Source organism: Curtobacterium sp. ME26, assembly GCF_903970945.1.
Lineage (GTDB): Bacteria > Actinomycetota > Actinomycetes > Actinomycetales > Microbacteriaceae > Curtobacterium > Curtobacterium citri.
Map to the genome: position 1 here is coordinate 15,417 of NZ_CAJCKG010000037.1, position 14,160 is coordinate 29,576.

General features: G+C 69.6%; 12 protein-coding genes. 6 read left to right on the forward strand and 6 right to left on the reverse strand.

The genetic code is table 11. The features are described from left to right. Positions 1-175: 175 nt before the first annotated feature. The 5 genes from H7A69_RS13215 to sufB all read right to left on the reverse strand — a co-directional run bounded on the left by H7A69_RS13215 (position 176) and on the right by sufB (position 4,380). Complete coding sequence (locus tag H7A69_RS13215) at positions 176-505, reverse strand: metal-sulfur cluster assembly factor (protein WP_069710842.1); 330 nt, start codon at positions 503-505, stop codon at positions 176-178. Continuing rightward, positions 505-1,272: a Fe-S cluster assembly ATPase SufC gene (gene sufC / locus H7A69_RS13220; RefSeq protein WP_182047419.1), complete on the reverse strand. Its 768-nt coding sequence runs from the start codon at positions 1,270-1,272 to the stop codon at positions 505-507. The genes H7A69_RS13215 and sufC overlap by 1 nt, the downstream gene beginning before the upstream one ends. Positions 1,273-1,333: 61 nt before the next feature. Continuing rightward, positions 1,334-1,660: a non-heme iron oxygenase ferredoxin subunit gene (locus H7A69_RS13225; RefSeq protein WP_083263608.1), complete on the reverse strand. Its 327-nt coding sequence runs from the start codon at positions 1,658-1,660 to the stop codon at positions 1,334-1,336. After that, positions 1,660-2,961 carry a Fe-S cluster assembly protein SufD gene (gene sufD / locus H7A69_RS13230; protein ID WP_182047420.1) on the reverse strand — a complete coding sequence of 434 codons (1,302 nt, stop codon included), beginning with the start codon at positions 2,959-2,961 and terminating at the stop codon, positions 1,660-1,662. Before sufD ends, H7A69_RS13225 begins: the two co-directional genes overlap by 1 nt. Continuing rightward, positions 2,962-4,380 (reverse strand): Fe-S cluster assembly protein SufB, encoded by a 1,419-nt coding sequence (gene sufB / locus H7A69_RS13235; protein ID WP_069710839.1) that lies wholly within the window; start codon positions 4,378-4,380, stop codon positions 2,962-2,964. A gap of 255 nt (positions 4,381-4,635) precedes the next feature. On the opposite strand from sufB, the gene H7A69_RS13240 reads away from it, so the two are divergent. Next, complete coding sequence (locus H7A69_RS13240) at positions 4,636-5,622, forward strand: COX15/CtaA family protein (RefSeq protein WP_182047421.1); 987 nt, start codon at positions 4,636-4,638, stop codon at positions 5,620-5,622. Positions 5,623-5,904: 282 nt separating this feature from the next. Here the strand turns inward: H7A69_RS13240 and H7A69_RS13245 are convergent, their stop codons facing one another. Beyond that, positions 5,905-6,849 (reverse strand): heme o synthase, encoded by a 945-nt coding sequence (locus tag H7A69_RS13245; protein WP_069710838.1) that lies wholly within the window; start codon positions 6,847-6,849, stop codon positions 5,905-5,907. Positions 6,850-7,220: 371 nt separating this feature from the next. Here H7A69_RS13245 and tkt point away from each other — a divergent pair, with 371 nt between their 5' ends. The 5 genes from tkt (at position 7,221) to pgl (ending at position 14,096) form a co-directional block, all read left to right on the forward strand. Then, a complete protein-coding gene (tkt, locus tag H7A69_RS13250; RefSeq protein ID WP_182047422.1) occupies positions 7,221-9,314 on the forward strand; it encodes a transketolase in 2,094 nt (697 codons plus the stop codon). 156 nt (positions 9,315-9,470) lie between these two features. Further along, entirely contained in the window at positions 9,471-10,583 is a 1,113-nt protein-coding gene (gene tal / locus H7A69_RS13255) for a transaldolase (protein ID WP_182047423.1), read from the forward strand. 196 nt (positions 10,584-10,779) lie between these two features. Further along, a complete protein-coding gene (gene zwf, locus H7A69_RS13260) occupies positions 10,780-12,318 on the forward strand; it encodes a glucose-6-phosphate dehydrogenase (RefSeq protein WP_182047424.1) in 1,539 nt (512 codons plus the stop codon). Next, positions 12,315-13,259 (forward strand): glucose-6-phosphate dehydrogenase assembly protein OpcA, encoded by a 945-nt coding sequence (locus H7A69_RS13265; protein ID WP_069710834.1) that lies wholly within the window; start codon positions 12,315-12,317, stop codon positions 13,257-13,259. The genes zwf and H7A69_RS13265 overlap by 4 nt, the downstream gene beginning before the upstream one ends. 66 nt (positions 13,260-13,325) lie before the next feature. After that, on the forward strand, positions 13,326-14,096 hold the full coding sequence (gene pgl / locus H7A69_RS13270) for a 6-phosphogluconolactonase (RefSeq protein WP_069710833.1): 771 nt from the start codon (positions 13,326-13,328) through the stop codon (positions 14,094-14,096). Positions 14,097-14,160: the final 64 nt, after the last annotated feature.

Sequence of the window (14,160 nt, forward strand, 5' to 3'; positions counted from 1 at the left end):
TGCGAGCGTGCAGGACACGCCGTGCGTCGCTCGCCGGACGCGCACTTGCTGTCGCCGGGAACGGTCGACCGTGACGGATCCCGCCCGCTCGGGCCGCGACCGACTCCCCCACCGACGACGGACGGGAGGCGTGGTGCCAGCCGGCACCGCGCCTCCCGTCCGTCCGTGGTGGCGTCTAGATCGAGAAGCCGAGCGCGCGCATCATCTCGCGTCCGTCGTCCGTGATCCGCTCGGGACCCCACGGCGGCATCCAGACCCAGTTGATCCGGAACGCGTCGACGATGCCGTCGAGCGCGTTGGCCGTGTCGCCCTCGATGACGTCGGTGAGGGGGCAGCCCGCGCTCGTCAGCGTCATGCTGATGACGAGTGCGTTCGCCTCGTCGTCCATCGCGAGGTCGTAGATGAGGCCGAGGTCGACGATGTTGACGCCGAGCTCCGGGTCCTGGACCTCCTTGAGGCCCTCGACGACCTCGTCGAACTTCTCCGGGGTGAGTGCGGCGATCATCAGTTGCCCGCCGCCGCGGCCTGCACGTAGCGGTCGTAGCCCTCGTTCTCGAGGCGCTCGGCGAGCTCCGGGCCGCCCTGCTCGGCGACCTTGCCCGCCACGAACACGTGCACGAAGTCCGGCTTGATGTAGCGGAGGATGCGCGTGTAGTGCGTGATGAGCAGCACGCCCAGGCCGGTGGCTGCCTTGGCACGGTTGACGCCCTCGGAGACGATCTTCAGCGCGTCGACGTCGAGACCGGAGTCGGTCTCGTCGAGCACGGCGAACTTCGGCTTGAGGAGCTCGAGCTGCATGATCTCGTGGCGCTTCTTCTCGCCGCCCGAGAAGCCCTCGTTGACGTTGCGCTCGGCGAACGACGAGTCCATCTTGAGGTCGGCCATCGACTGGCGGAGGTCCTTGACCCAGCCGCGCAGCGCCGGTGCCTCGCCGTCGATCGCCGTCTTGGCGGTGCGGAGGAAGTTCGACACCGTCACGCCGGGGATCTCGACCGGGTACTGCATCGCGAGGAACATGCCGGCGCGGGCGCGCTCGTCAACGCTCATCGCGAGGACGTCCTCGCCGTCGAGCGTGATCGAGCCGCCGACGACGTTGTACCGGGGGTGCCCGGCGATCGTGTAGGCCAGGGTCGACTTGCCGGAGCCGTTCGGGCCCATGATCGCGTGGATCTCGCCCTCGTTGATCGTCAGGTCGACGCCCTTGAGGATCTCCTTGACACCCTGGTCGGTGTCGATCGAGACCTGCAGGTCACGGATTTCGAGAGTGGACATTCACGTTCCTTCGGTTGAAGCGTCAGGTGCGGCGTCAGCCGCGGAAGCAGTGGGGCGCTGGTCAGTCGACCGGGACCGGGTCGTGCACGTCGACATAGACGTCGCCGTCGCGGACCTCGACCCGGAAGACCGGCACGGGCTCGTACGCGGGGAAGTTCTGCGGCTTGCCGGTGGCGAGCGAGAACCGCGACCCGTGGGCCCAGCACTCGAGCGTGTCGCCCTCGACGAAGCCCTCGGCCAGCGAGATGTCGCCGTGGGTGCAGGTGTCCCCGATGGCGTGCACCGTGCCCGCGGAGTCCTTCACGATCGCGACGGCCGTCCCGTCGACAACCGCGCGCATCGGGCTGTCGACGGCGATCTCGGACTCGGCGCAGACCTTCTCGGCCATCAGGCGTCCGCCTGCTCGGCCTCGGGCTCGGCCGCCGCGACCGCGGTGCGGCCGTCGGCGAGCTCCTGTTCCACCGCGGCGATGAGGCGCTCCTCGAGCTCGGGCGCGCCGATCTTCTGGATGACCTCGACGAGGAAGCCGAGCACGACGAGACGACGGGCCTCCTCCTCCGGGATGCCGCGGGCCTGCAGGTAGAACAGCTGCTCGTCGTCGAAGCGACCGGTCGCACTCGCGTGGCCGGCGCCCTCGATGTTGCCCGTCTCGATCTCGAGGTTCGGGATGCTGTCCGCACGCGTGCCGTCGGTGAGGACGAGGTTGCGGTTCTGCTCGTACGAGTCGGTGCCGTCACCGGCGCGGCCGATGAGGACGTCGCCGATCCACACGGTGTGCGCGCCCTCGCCCTGCAGCGCGCCCTTGTAGTTGACGCGGCCGCGGGTGTTCGGTGCGTCGTGGTTCACGTACACCTGCTGCTCGATGTACTGCCCCGCGTCGGCGAAGTACACGCCGTACATCTCGGTGTCCGCGCCCTGCGCGCCGAGGTGCGTCGAGGGGTTGACCCGGACGACGTCGCCGCCGAGCGAGACCACCACGTGCTTGAGGAAGGCGTCACGGCCGACCTCGGCGAACTGCGTCGACACGTGCACGGCGTCGTCGTCCCAGTCCTGCAGGCTGACGACCGTGAGCCGAGCACCGTCGCGGACGACGATCTCGACGTTCTCGCTGAGGAGCGCCGAGCCGCGGTTGTCGATCACGACGATGCCCTGCGCGTGCTGCTCGGCCGTGATGACCGTGTGCGCCGCGCGGGGCTGTGTGCCGAAGTCCGAGCGGGTGATCGAGATCGACTCGTGCGCCTCGGTCGCCTTGACGGTGACCTTGAGGACCGCGTCACGAGCGGTCCACGCCGCGGCCGCAGCGCGGTCCTCGGGCAGCCCGGCGGAGCCGACGGCCGGGTCGTCGCTGCGACCCCACTCGACGTCCGCGCCCTCGGTCTGCCGGGCGAGGAACGGGTACGCCGAGCCGTCCAGGCCACCGTCGAGCAGCGGCTGGAGCTTCGCCAGCGGTGCGAACTTCCAGTTCACCTCGCGGCCGGTCACCGGCGGGAAGGCGTCGAGCTCACCGGACTGCGGGCGCTCCGAGCGGGTCTGCACGGGGACCTTCGCGTCCCAGCCGCCGTCGGAGTGGGCGCGAGCGCCGTGCTGCTCGGTGCCCTGCGCCGCTGCCGAGGGCTCGACCGGCTGATCGATGCGGGGCGCGGGGGTGGTCCCGTCGGTCGGTGTCGGGTTGGTACTGGTGTTCGACATCTAGCCGACGGATCCTTCCATGCTCATCTCGATGAGCTTGTTGAGTTCGAGCGCGTACTCCATCGGGAGCTCGCGGGCGATCGGCTCGATGAAGCCACGGACGATCATCGCCATCGCCTCGTCCTCCGGCATGCCGCGGGACATCAGGTAGAAGAGCTGCTCCTCGCTCACACGCGAGACCGTGGCCTCGTGCCCGAGCTGGACGTCGTCGACGCGGATGTCGATCGCCGGGTAGGTGTCGCTGCGGCTGATGGTGTCGACGAGCAGCGCGTCACAGCGGACCGTGTTCGCGGCGTGGTGCGCGGCCGGGTCCACGCGGACCTCGCCGCGGTACCCGGCGCGGCCGCCTCCACGGGCGATCGACTTCGAGACGATCGACGACGTCGTGTAGGGCGCCATGTGGACCATCTTCGCACCGGCGTCCTGGTGCTGGCCGGGGCCGGCGAACGCGACGGAGAGCGTCTCGCCCTTGGCGTGCTCGCCGGCGAGGTAGATCGACGGGTACTTCATCGTCACCTTGGAGCCGATGTTGCCGTCGATCCACTCCATCGTCGCGCCCTCGTGCGCGATCGCACGCTTGGTGACGAGGTTGTAGACGTTGCTCGACCAGTTCTGGATCGTCGTGTAGCGCACGCGGGCGTTCTTCTTCACGATGATCTCGACCACGGCCGAGTGCAGCGAGTCCGACTTGTAGATCGGAGCGGTGCAGCCCTCGATGTAGTGGACGTAGGAGTCCTCGTCCGCGATGATCAGCGTCCGCTCGAACTGGCCCATGTTCTCGGTGTTGATCCGGAAGTAGGCCTGCAGCGGGATCTCGACGTGCACGCCCTTCGGGACGTAGACGAACGAGCCGCCGGACCAGACGGCGGTGTTCAGCGCGGCGAACTTGTTGTCGCCGGCCGGGATCACGGAGCCGAAGTACTCCTCGAAGAACTCGGGGTGCTCGCGCAGCGCCGTGTCGGTGTCCATGAAGATGACGCCCTGCTCCTCCAGGTCCTCGCGGATCTGGTGGTAGACGACCTCGGACTCGTACTGCGCGGCGACGCCGGCGACGAGGCGCTGGCGCTCGGCCTCGGGGATGCCGAGACGCTCGTAGGTGTTGCGGATGTCCTCGGGCAGCTCTTCCCAGGTCTGGGCCTGCTTCTCCGTGGACTTCACGAAGTACTTGATGTTGTCGAAGTCGATGTCCGACAGGTCAGCGCCCCACGAGGGCATCGGCTTGCGGTCGAACAGCGTCAGCGCCTTGAGGCGGAGCTTGCGCATCCACTCCGGCTCGTCCTTGCGGGCGGAGATGTCACTGACCACCTCGTCGGAGATGCCGCGTCGAGCGGAGGCACCGGCACTGTCGGAGTCGGACCAGCCGAACTCGTACTGGCCGAGCCCTTCGAGTTCGGGACGGTCGATGAGCACGTCGGACATGGTCTCCTCGTTTCCTTCTCGCAGAAGCAGCGTCTCCGGGTGACAACCCGGGACGTCCGGACGCCATTCCACCGCGGACCTCCGACAGGAGGAGCCACGGCGCTGCTGCCCCGCAACGTCGATGGTTCCACGGAGTCTCGGGTTGCACCGGCGAACACGGCCCATTCGGAGCCGGCGCCTGCCTAGACTTGACTGCCGCTGAACCCTCGAATCCTACAGGTTCACCGCACGGAACAACAGGAAGGCACCACCCTCGTGACTCGCGTCGGACCCACCGTCGAGCAGGGCGTCCAGCCGGACACCCGCAACCCGCGGTGGTGGTCGCTCCCCCGCGCCGTCGACCGTCGCGTGATCTGGCTGGCCTGGGCCTCGTTCGTGGTCGAGGTCGTGCTCATCGGCACGGGCGGCCTCGTCCGGCTGACGGCGTCGGGCCTCGGCTGCCCGACCTGGCCGAAGTGCACCGCCGAGTCGCTCGTGTCGACGCCCGAGATGGGCGTCCACGGCGTCATCGAGTTCGGGAACCGGCTCCTCACCTTCGTGCTCGTCGTGGTCGCGATCGCGATGTTCCTCGCGGTCGTCCGGATGCGCCGGACGCGTCCCGAGCTGTTCTGGCTCGCGTTCGCCCAGGGCATCGCCATCCCGGTGCAGGCCGTCATCGGCGGCCTGAGCGTGCTGACGAACCTCAACCCCTTCGTCGTCGGCCTGCACTTCGTCGTCTCGACGACGCTCGTCGCGGTCACCGCGACCCTCGTCTACCGTTCGATGAACGGTCCGCGTGCCGCCGCCCGACTGGTGCCGGCCTGGTACACCGGCGTCGTCCGGGGCACCGTCGCCGCCACCGCGGTCACGGTGCTCGTCGGCATCCTCACCACGGGGTCCGGGCCGCACGCCGGGGCCGACGAGGCCGTCGACGGCGGCCGACTGCACCGCACGGGCTTCGACCCGCAGCTCATGGAGCACCTGCACGCGGTGCCCGCCTACGTCCTGTTCGGCCTCACGCTGGTCCTCGTCGTCGGGGCGGTGCTGCTGCGGACGTCGAGCCGGTGGGCGCTCCTGCTGCTGGTCGTCGAGTTCGTCCAGATCGCCGTCGGGCTGACCCAGGCGCGCACGGGCCTGCCGGTGGGCCTCGTGGGCACGCACATGGTGCTCGCGGGGCTGCTCGTCGGCGCCGTCACCGTCCTGGTGCTCTCGACGCGCGCGAGCGCCGGCCGCTCGGCCCACCGGGAGCCCGTCGCCGCCTGAGCCGCGCCGACGGCACCGCTCTACCGACATCCCACGCGTCGATCGACGCGTGGGATGTCGTCGTTCCGGAGCCTGCTCGGGCAACCGCGGCAGACGGCTTCGCCCCGACCACGTTACGAACGGGAGGCGCGCCACCCGTCCGCACCGCGCCTCCCGTCCGGTGGTCGGGCACCTGCACGCCCCACACGCACCGGCGACAGCGCCACCGTGCCCCGCACGCGCCCGGACGCACGAGACGCCGCCGGGGACCGGCGGCGTCTCGTGCGCTGGGGCAGACCCGCCCTACAGCGAGAAGGTGAAGACCTGCGGCAGCAGCGGGTCGATGCCCACCGCGATGAACAGCAGCGTCAGGTACGTGATCGAGCTGTGGAACACGCGCATCGGGTGGACCTGCTCGACGTGCTGGATCGCCCGCGAGTACAGGCGGTGCGACTCGACGACGAACCAGATCCCGCCGGCCAGCGCGACCACCGTGTAGAGCGGCCCCATGTTCGCGACCGGGATGAGCAGCAGCGAGCAGACGAGCGTCGCCCAGGCGTACAGAACGACCTGGAGCCCGACCACCGTGCGGCCGCGGACCACCGCGAGCATCGGGACGTCGGCGGCGTCGTAGTCGTCGCGGTACTTCATCGACAGCGGCCAGTAGTGCGGCGGCGTCCAGAGGAAGATCACCATGAACAGGATGACGGGCGCCCAGGTCAGCGACCCGGTGACGCCGGCCCACCCGATGAGCACGGGCATGCAGCCGGCCGACCCGCCCCACACGATGTTCTGCGGCGTGCGGCGCTTGAGCCACAGCGTGTAGACGCACACGTAGATGAGGATCGCGATGACGCTGAGCGCCGCGGCGAGCCAGTTCACGAGGAACCCGAGTACCGCGGTGGAGAGCACGGCGAGCACCCACGAGAACACCAGGGCCTCGCGGTCGGAGAGCTCCCCGGTGACCAGGGGGCGCGTGCTCGTCCGCTTCATCAGCCGGTCGATGTCGCGGTCGATGTAGCAGTTGAAGGCCGAGGCGGACCCGGCGGACATGGCGCCGCCGAGCATCGTCCAGAACACGAGCCACAGGTCCGGCACGCCGCGCTCCGCCAGGAACATCGTCGGCGCCGTGGTCACGAGCAGCAGCTCCATGACCCGGGGCTTCGTCAGCGAGACGTACGCCCGGACCTTGCGGGACAGCGACGAGCGGGGTCGATCGGTGTCGGGCCGGGTCGCGGTGGCAGTCAACAGGGGAACCTCAGTCCATTCGCGTCAGCTCGCACGCTCGGTGGGCGGCTCCGTCACCGTCGGGGCGTGCGTCGACCCGGAATGCACACGGGCCGTCCCTAGTTTAGGCCATCGAGGCGCCGCGATGCTGCCCCGCCCCGCCGCCCGGGCCCACGCCCGACACGGCACCGTCGTCACCTGGACACCTTCTGTGTGCGTGGTCACTATGCTGGAGGGGCCTCCCGCAGTGCGCGCCCCGATGACGTCGGCCGCATCGAGCCGGTCGGCCGCCGTCGTACGGCGACACGACATCCGGCCCCGGGACGGCGATCATGTCCGTGCGATGGCACGAGCCCTCGCACATGTCGCAACAACGAAGGGTCAACATCCAAGTGGCTGAATTCACCTGGGACGCCATCGACAGGAAGGCCGTCGACACGGCGCGCGTCCTCGCCGCCGATTCGGTCGAGGCCGCCGGCAACGGTCACCCCGGCACCGCGATGAGCCTCGCGCCCGTCGCCCACCTGCTCTTCCAGAAGGTGATGCGTCGCGACCCCAGCGACTCCACCTGGATCGGCCGCGACCGCTTCATCCTCTCCGCGGGGCACGCCTCGATCCTCCAGTACGTGCAGTTCTACCTGCACGGCTACGGCCTCGAGCTCGAGGACCTGCAGCACCTGCGCAAGTGGGGCTCGAAGACCCCGGGTCACCCGGAGTACGGCCACACCGACGGTGTCGAGATCACCACCGGCCCGCTCGGCCAGGGCCTCGCCTCGGCCGTCGGCTTCGGCTACGCGCAGCGCTTCGAGCGCGGCCTGTTCGACCCGGAGACCGCCGACGGCGAGTCGCCGTTCGACCACTTCACCTACGTGATCGCCGGTGACGGCGACATGCAGGAGGGCGTCACGAACGAGGCCGCGAGCCTCGCCGGTCGCCAGCAGCTCGGTCGCCTGGTCGTCTTCTACGACTCGAACCAGATCTCGATCGAGGACGACACCGACATCGCGTTCTCCGAGGACGTCGCCGCCCGCTACGAGGCGCTCGGCTGGCACGTCCAGCACGTCGACTGGAAGAAGACCGGCGAGTACTCCGAGGACGTCGAGGAGCTGTACCGTGCCGTCGAGGCCGCCAAGGCCGAGACGACCAAGCCGTCGCTCATCGTCCTCAAGACGATCATCGGTTGGCCGTCGCCGACCAAGCAGAACTCCGGCAAGATCCACGGTTCCGCCCTCGGCGGCGAGGAGCTCAAGGGCCTCAAGGAGGTCCTCGGCTTCGACCCCGAGCAGACCTTCCACGTCGACCCCGAGGTCCTCGAGTACACCCGCGGTGCGATCACCAAGGGCCAGGCCGAGCACGCCGAGTGGACGAAGACCTTCGACGCGTGGGCTGCTGCCAACCCGGAGAAGAAGGCCATGCTCGACCGCATCAACGCGGGCGAGCTCCCCGAGGGCCTCGAGGAGGCGCTGCCGGTCTTCCCGACCGAGAAGGCCGTCTCGACCCGCGCCGCCTCCGGCAAGGTCATCAACGCCATCGCGCCGCTCATGCCCGAGTTCTGGGGCGGTTCGGCGGACCTCGCCGAGTCGAACCTGACCACGATCGAGGGCGCGAAGTCCTTCGGTCCGGCCGAGGCGTCGACGAAGACCTGGAGCACCGACCCGTACGGCCGCGTGCTGCACTTCGGCATCCGCGAGCACGCGATGGGTTCGATCCTGTCCGGCATCGTCCTGCACGGGAACACCCGCCCCTTCGGCGGCACCTTCCTGATCTTCAGCGACTACATGCGTCCGGCGGTCCGTCTCGCCGCGCTCATGAAGGCGCCGGCGATCTACGTCTGGACCCACGACTCCATCGCCCTCGGCGAGGACGGCCCGACGCACCAGCCGATCGAGCAGATCACCGCGCTCCGCGCGATCCCGGGTCTCGACGTCGTCCGTCCGGCCGACGCGAACGAGGTCTCGTACGCCTGGCTCGAGATGCTCAAGCACAAGGACCGCCCGGCCGGCATCGCGCTGAGCCGCCAGAACCTCCCCGTCTTCGAGCGCGGCGAGGGCGAGGCGTCCGGCGACACCTTCGCCTCGGCGAAGAACGTCGGCAAGGGTGCGTACGTGCTGGCCGAGGCGCCGAACGGCACCCCGGACGTGATCCTCATCGCGACCGGCTCCGAGGTCCAGATCGCCGTCGACGCCCGCGAGCAGCTCAAGGGCGAGGGCATCAACGCCCGCGTCGTGAGCGCCCCGTCGCTCGAGTGGTTCTTCGAGCAGTCGGAGAACTACCGCGAGCAGGTCCTGCCGAAGGCCGTCACCGCACGCGTCTCGGTCGAGGCCGGCATCGCGATGAGCTGGCGCGACATCGTCGGCGACAAGGGCCGCAGCGTGTCGATCGAGCACTTCGGTGCATCGGCCGACTACCAGCGACTCTTCGCCGAGTTCGGCTTCACCACGGAGCACGTGGTCGCAGCCGCCAAGGAATCGATCGCAGCGTCCTGACCCACGAGGGGCCGGATCCGGTACGCCGGGTCCGGCCCCTCTGCCGGGAGGCACGCAGCGGGCCCGACCCGCGCCTCCCGGCCTCCAGACCACGACACCACGGCCCCGGTCGCGTCACGCAGACCGGGCCGGTCGACGAAAGAAGAAGAGAAACCCATGGCTGAGAACACCCCCACCGCCGCCCTCTCCGAGGTCGGCGTCAGCATCTGGCTCGACGACCTGTCGCGCGAGCTCCTCGAGACCGGCAAGCTCACCGAGCTCATCGAGCAGAAGAACGTCGTGGGCGTCACCACGAACCCGACGATCTTCGCGTCGGCCCTCGCCAAGGGCGAGCGCTACGACTCGCAGGTCAAGGAGCTCGCGGCGAAGGGCACCGACGTCACCGAGGCGATCTTCGAGATCACCACGCAGGACGTCGCGAACGCCTCCGACGTCTTCAAGCCGATCTACGACGAGACCAAGGGCTTCGACGGCCGCGTCTCGATCGAGGTCGAGCCGGGCCTGGCACACGACACGCAGAAGACCATCGAGCAGGCGAAGTTCCTGTTCGACAAGGTCGGCCGCGAGAACGTCCTCATCAAGATCCCCGCGACCCTCGAGGGCCTCGAGGCCATCACCGAGGTCATCGGTGCCGGCATCTCGGTCAACGTCACCCTGATCTTCTCGCTCGAGCGCTACCGCGCCGTCATCGACGCCTACCTCGGTGGCCTCGAGAAGGCCAAGGCCGCCGGCCACGACCTCTCGAAGATCCACTCGGTCGCCTCGTTCTTCGTGTCGCGCGTCGACTCCGAGATCGACAAGCGCCTCGACGCCGTCGGCACCGACGACGCGAAGGCCCTCAAGTCGAAGGCCGGCATCGCCAACGCGCAGCTCGCGTACCAGGTCTGGACCGAGCAGTTCGCCACCGAGCGCGCCCTGGGCCTGCTCGAGTCGGGTGCCAACACGCAGCGTCCGCTCTGGGCGTCGACCGGCGTCAAGGACCCGTCGCTGCCCGACACGCTCTACGTGACCGAGCTCGCCGCGCCGAACACGGTCAACACCATGCCGGGCAAGACGCTCGACGCCACGTTCGACCACGGCGAGATCCACGGCGACGCCATCGCCGGCTCGTTCGACGGCGCCCAGCAGGTCATGGACCAGATCGCCGCCCAGGGCGTCGACTACGACGACGTCGTGGCGCTGCTCGAGAAGGAGGGCGTGGACAAGTTCAACGTCTCCTGGGGCGAGCTCGTCGACACGGTGAAGACCGCGCTCGAGAACGCGAAGTAAGCAGGAACCGGAGCCGAAACGTCGCGGGGACGGCACCACCGTCCCCGTGACGCGGGCACCCTCGGTCAGGACCTGCCCGCCGGGCGCGATGCGCGCCTCCCGGCCGGACCCGACCACCACGACGGCGGAGTCGCCGCTGCCACAGCAGCGCAGCGCTCCGCCGTCTCCGTTCGACCTACAAGGAGTTCACCGACTCATGTCACCGGTGGCTGTCACCCCGGAGCACAACCCGCTCCGACTGCCGACCGATCGCCGTCTGAACCGGATCGCGGGACCCAGCACCCTCATCATCTTCGGCGTGACGGGCGACCTGTCCCGCAAGAAGCTGATGCCCGCGGTCTACGACCTGGCGAACCGGGGGCTCCTGCCGCCCGGGTTCGCACTCGTCGGGTTCGCCCGCCGCGACTGGGAGGACCAGGACTTCTCCCAGCTCGTGCACGACGCGGTCCAGGAGCACTCCCGCACCCCGTTCGACGAGGCCGTCTGGAAGCAGCTCGAACAGGGCATCCGCTTCGTCCAGGGCTCGTTCGACGACCCCGAGGCGTTCCTCGAGCTGAAGCGCACCGTCGACGAGCTCGACGCGCAGCGCGGCACGCTCGGGAACCACGCGTTCTACCTGTCGATCCCGCCGAAGATGTTCCCGGTCGTCACCGAGCAGCTCAAGCTGTCCGGGCTGACCGAGAAGCGCGAGGGCTCGTGGAGCCGTGTGGTCGTCGAGAAGCCGTTCGGCTCCGACCTCCGCACCGCGCGCGAGCTGAACGCGATCGTCGAGAGCGTCTTCGCGCCCGACGACGTCTTCCGCATCGACCACTACCTCGGCAAGGAGACCGTCCAGAACCTCCTGACGCTCCGCTTCGCCAACCAGATGTACGAACCCATCTGGAACTCGAACTACGTCGACCACGTGCAGATCACGATGGCCGAGGACATCGGCGTCGCCGGACGTGCCGCCTACTACGACGGCATCGGCGCGGCGCGCGACGTCATCCAGAACCACCTGCTGCAGCTCCTCGCCCTCACGGCGATGGAGGAGCCCGTCTCGTTCAAGGCCGCGGACCTCCGCGCCGAGAAGGAGAAGGTGCTCTCGGCCGTGCGGCTGCCGGAGGACCTCGCCACGGCGACGGCCCGCGGCCAGTACGCCGGTGGGTGGCAGGGCGGCGAGAAGGTGCTCGGCTTCCTCGACGAGGCGGGGATGAACCCCGAGTCGACGACCGAGACCTACGCGGCGATCAAGCTCGACATCGCGACCCGACGCTGGCAGGGCGTGCCGTTCTACCTGCGCGCCGGCAAGCGCCTGGGCCGTCGTGTCACCGAGATCGCGATCGTGTTCAAGCGCGTCCCCGAGGACGTCTACGGCAACACGCAGGCGCCGCTCGGGCAGAACGCGCTCGTCATCCGCGTGCAGCCGGACGAGGGCGTCACGCTCCGGTTCGGCTCGAAGGTCCCCGGCGTCGGCACGCAGGTGCGCGACGTGACGATGGACTTCGGCTACGGCCACGCGTTCACCGAGGCATCGCCGGAGGCGTACGAGCGACTCATCCTCGACGTGCTCCTCGGCGACCCGCCCCTGTTCCCCCGTCACCAAGAGGTGGAACTGTCGTGGAAGATCCTCGACCCGATCGAGGAGTTCTGGGCCACGCAGGGCCAGCCCGAGCAGTACCGTCCCGGCACGTGGGGGCCGTCGTCCGCCGACGACCTCCTCGCCCGCGACGGCCGGACCTGGAGGCGTCCATGAAGATCGACCTGCCGAACACCACGGTCTCGAAGATCCAGAAGAAGCTCGTCCACATCCGCGAGGAGGGCGGCGCCGTCGCCCTCGGTCGCGTCCTGACGCTGATCATCTCGACCGGCCTCGGCCACGAGGAAGAGGCGATCTCGGCGGCGAACGAGGCCTCGCGCGAGCACCCGATGCGCGTGATCATCGTGTCGAAGAACGACGGCGACACGAAGTCCCCCGGTCGCCTCGACGCGCAGATCCGCGTCGGCAGCGACGCGGGCGCCAGCGAGGTCATCGTCCTCCGCGCCTACGGCGAGACCGCCACGGACGAGGAGAGCCTGGTCACCGGCCTGCTCCTCCCCGACGCGCCCGTCGTCGCGTGGTGGCCGCAGACCGCGCCCGAGCAGCCCGCGGCGTCCGCGCTGGGCCGGATCGCGCAGCGCCGCATCACCGACGCCGCCGCGCAGAAGGACCCGAACGGCGCGATCGAGGCGCTCGGCCGCTCGTACGTCCCCGGCGACACCGACTTCGCGTGGACCCGTCTGACGCTCTGGCGGAACCAGCTCGCCGCGGCGCTCGACCAGCCGCCGTACGAGTCGATCACGTCCGTCGAGGTCTCGGGGGCGAGCGACAGCCCGTCCACGATCCTCCTCGCCGCGTGGCTCCGGCTGCAGCTGCAGGTCCCCGTCGCCGTCGTCACGTCGCCCCGTGCGACGGGCTCGAGCGGCATCCACGGCGTGAAGCTCGAGCGGGCGTCGGGTCCGATCGACCTCGAGCGCTCGCTCGTCGACGTCGCCACGCTGTCGATGCCGGGGCAGCCCACGCACGACCTGTCGCTCCCGCGGCGCAACCTGCGTGACTGCCTCGCAGAGGAACTCCGTAGACTCGACCCGGACGTCCTCTTCGGAGACGTCGTCAAGCACGGGGTGCCCCAGATCCGCGAGTCGATCGCGGGCTGACCACCCTCCCGGCCGGTCGGACGTCACCCGGCGTCCGACCAGCCGGCCCACCAACACGGGAGTCACGTGACCAACGAACGACGGGTGCTCGTACACCCGGACAAGCAGGCCCTCGGCGCATCGGTCGCCGCTCGCTTCATCACGAAGATCATCGACGTGCTCGACGAGCAGGAGCGTGCCGACATCGCGATCAGCGGTGGCTCGGTGTCGTCCCTGGTGCTCGCCGCCATCGGTCAGTCGCCGGCTCGCGAGAGCGTCGACTGGTCGAAGGTCCACGTCTGGTGGGTCGACGAGCGCTGGGTCGCCGAGGGCGACGCGGACCGCAACGTCACGGGCACGCAGACCGACTTCTTCGACCACGTCGACATCCCGCAGGCCAACATCCACCCGATGGCGCCGTCGGATGCCGGCCTCACCATCGACGAGGCCGCCGCGCAGTACGAGCGCGAACTGCAGGACGCCGCCCCCGAGGGTGCCGTCGCCCCGCGCTTCGACATCTCGCTGCTCGGTGTCGGGCCGGACGGGCACACGGCGTCGCTCTTCCCGGAGTTCCCGCAGCTGTCCGTCACCGACCGTGCCGTCCTGACGGTCGACGACTCCCCCAAGCCGCCGCCGCAGCGCCTGACGCTCTCGTTCCCGGTGATCAACGCCTCGCAGCGCGTCTGGGTGATCCTGTCCGGCGCCGAGAAGGCCTCCGTCCTCGGGCTCGCCCTGGCCGGCGCCGCGGTGGACGAGGTCCCCGTCGGCGGTGTGCAGGGCCGCAAGCGCACGGTGTTCTTCGTCGACCAGGACGCCGCGCGCGAGGTCCCCGAGAACCTCATCGCGTCGACCTACTGATCGCGACCCCCTGACGGACGGGAGGCGCGGTGCCGGCTGGCACCGCGCCTCCCGTCCGTCCACG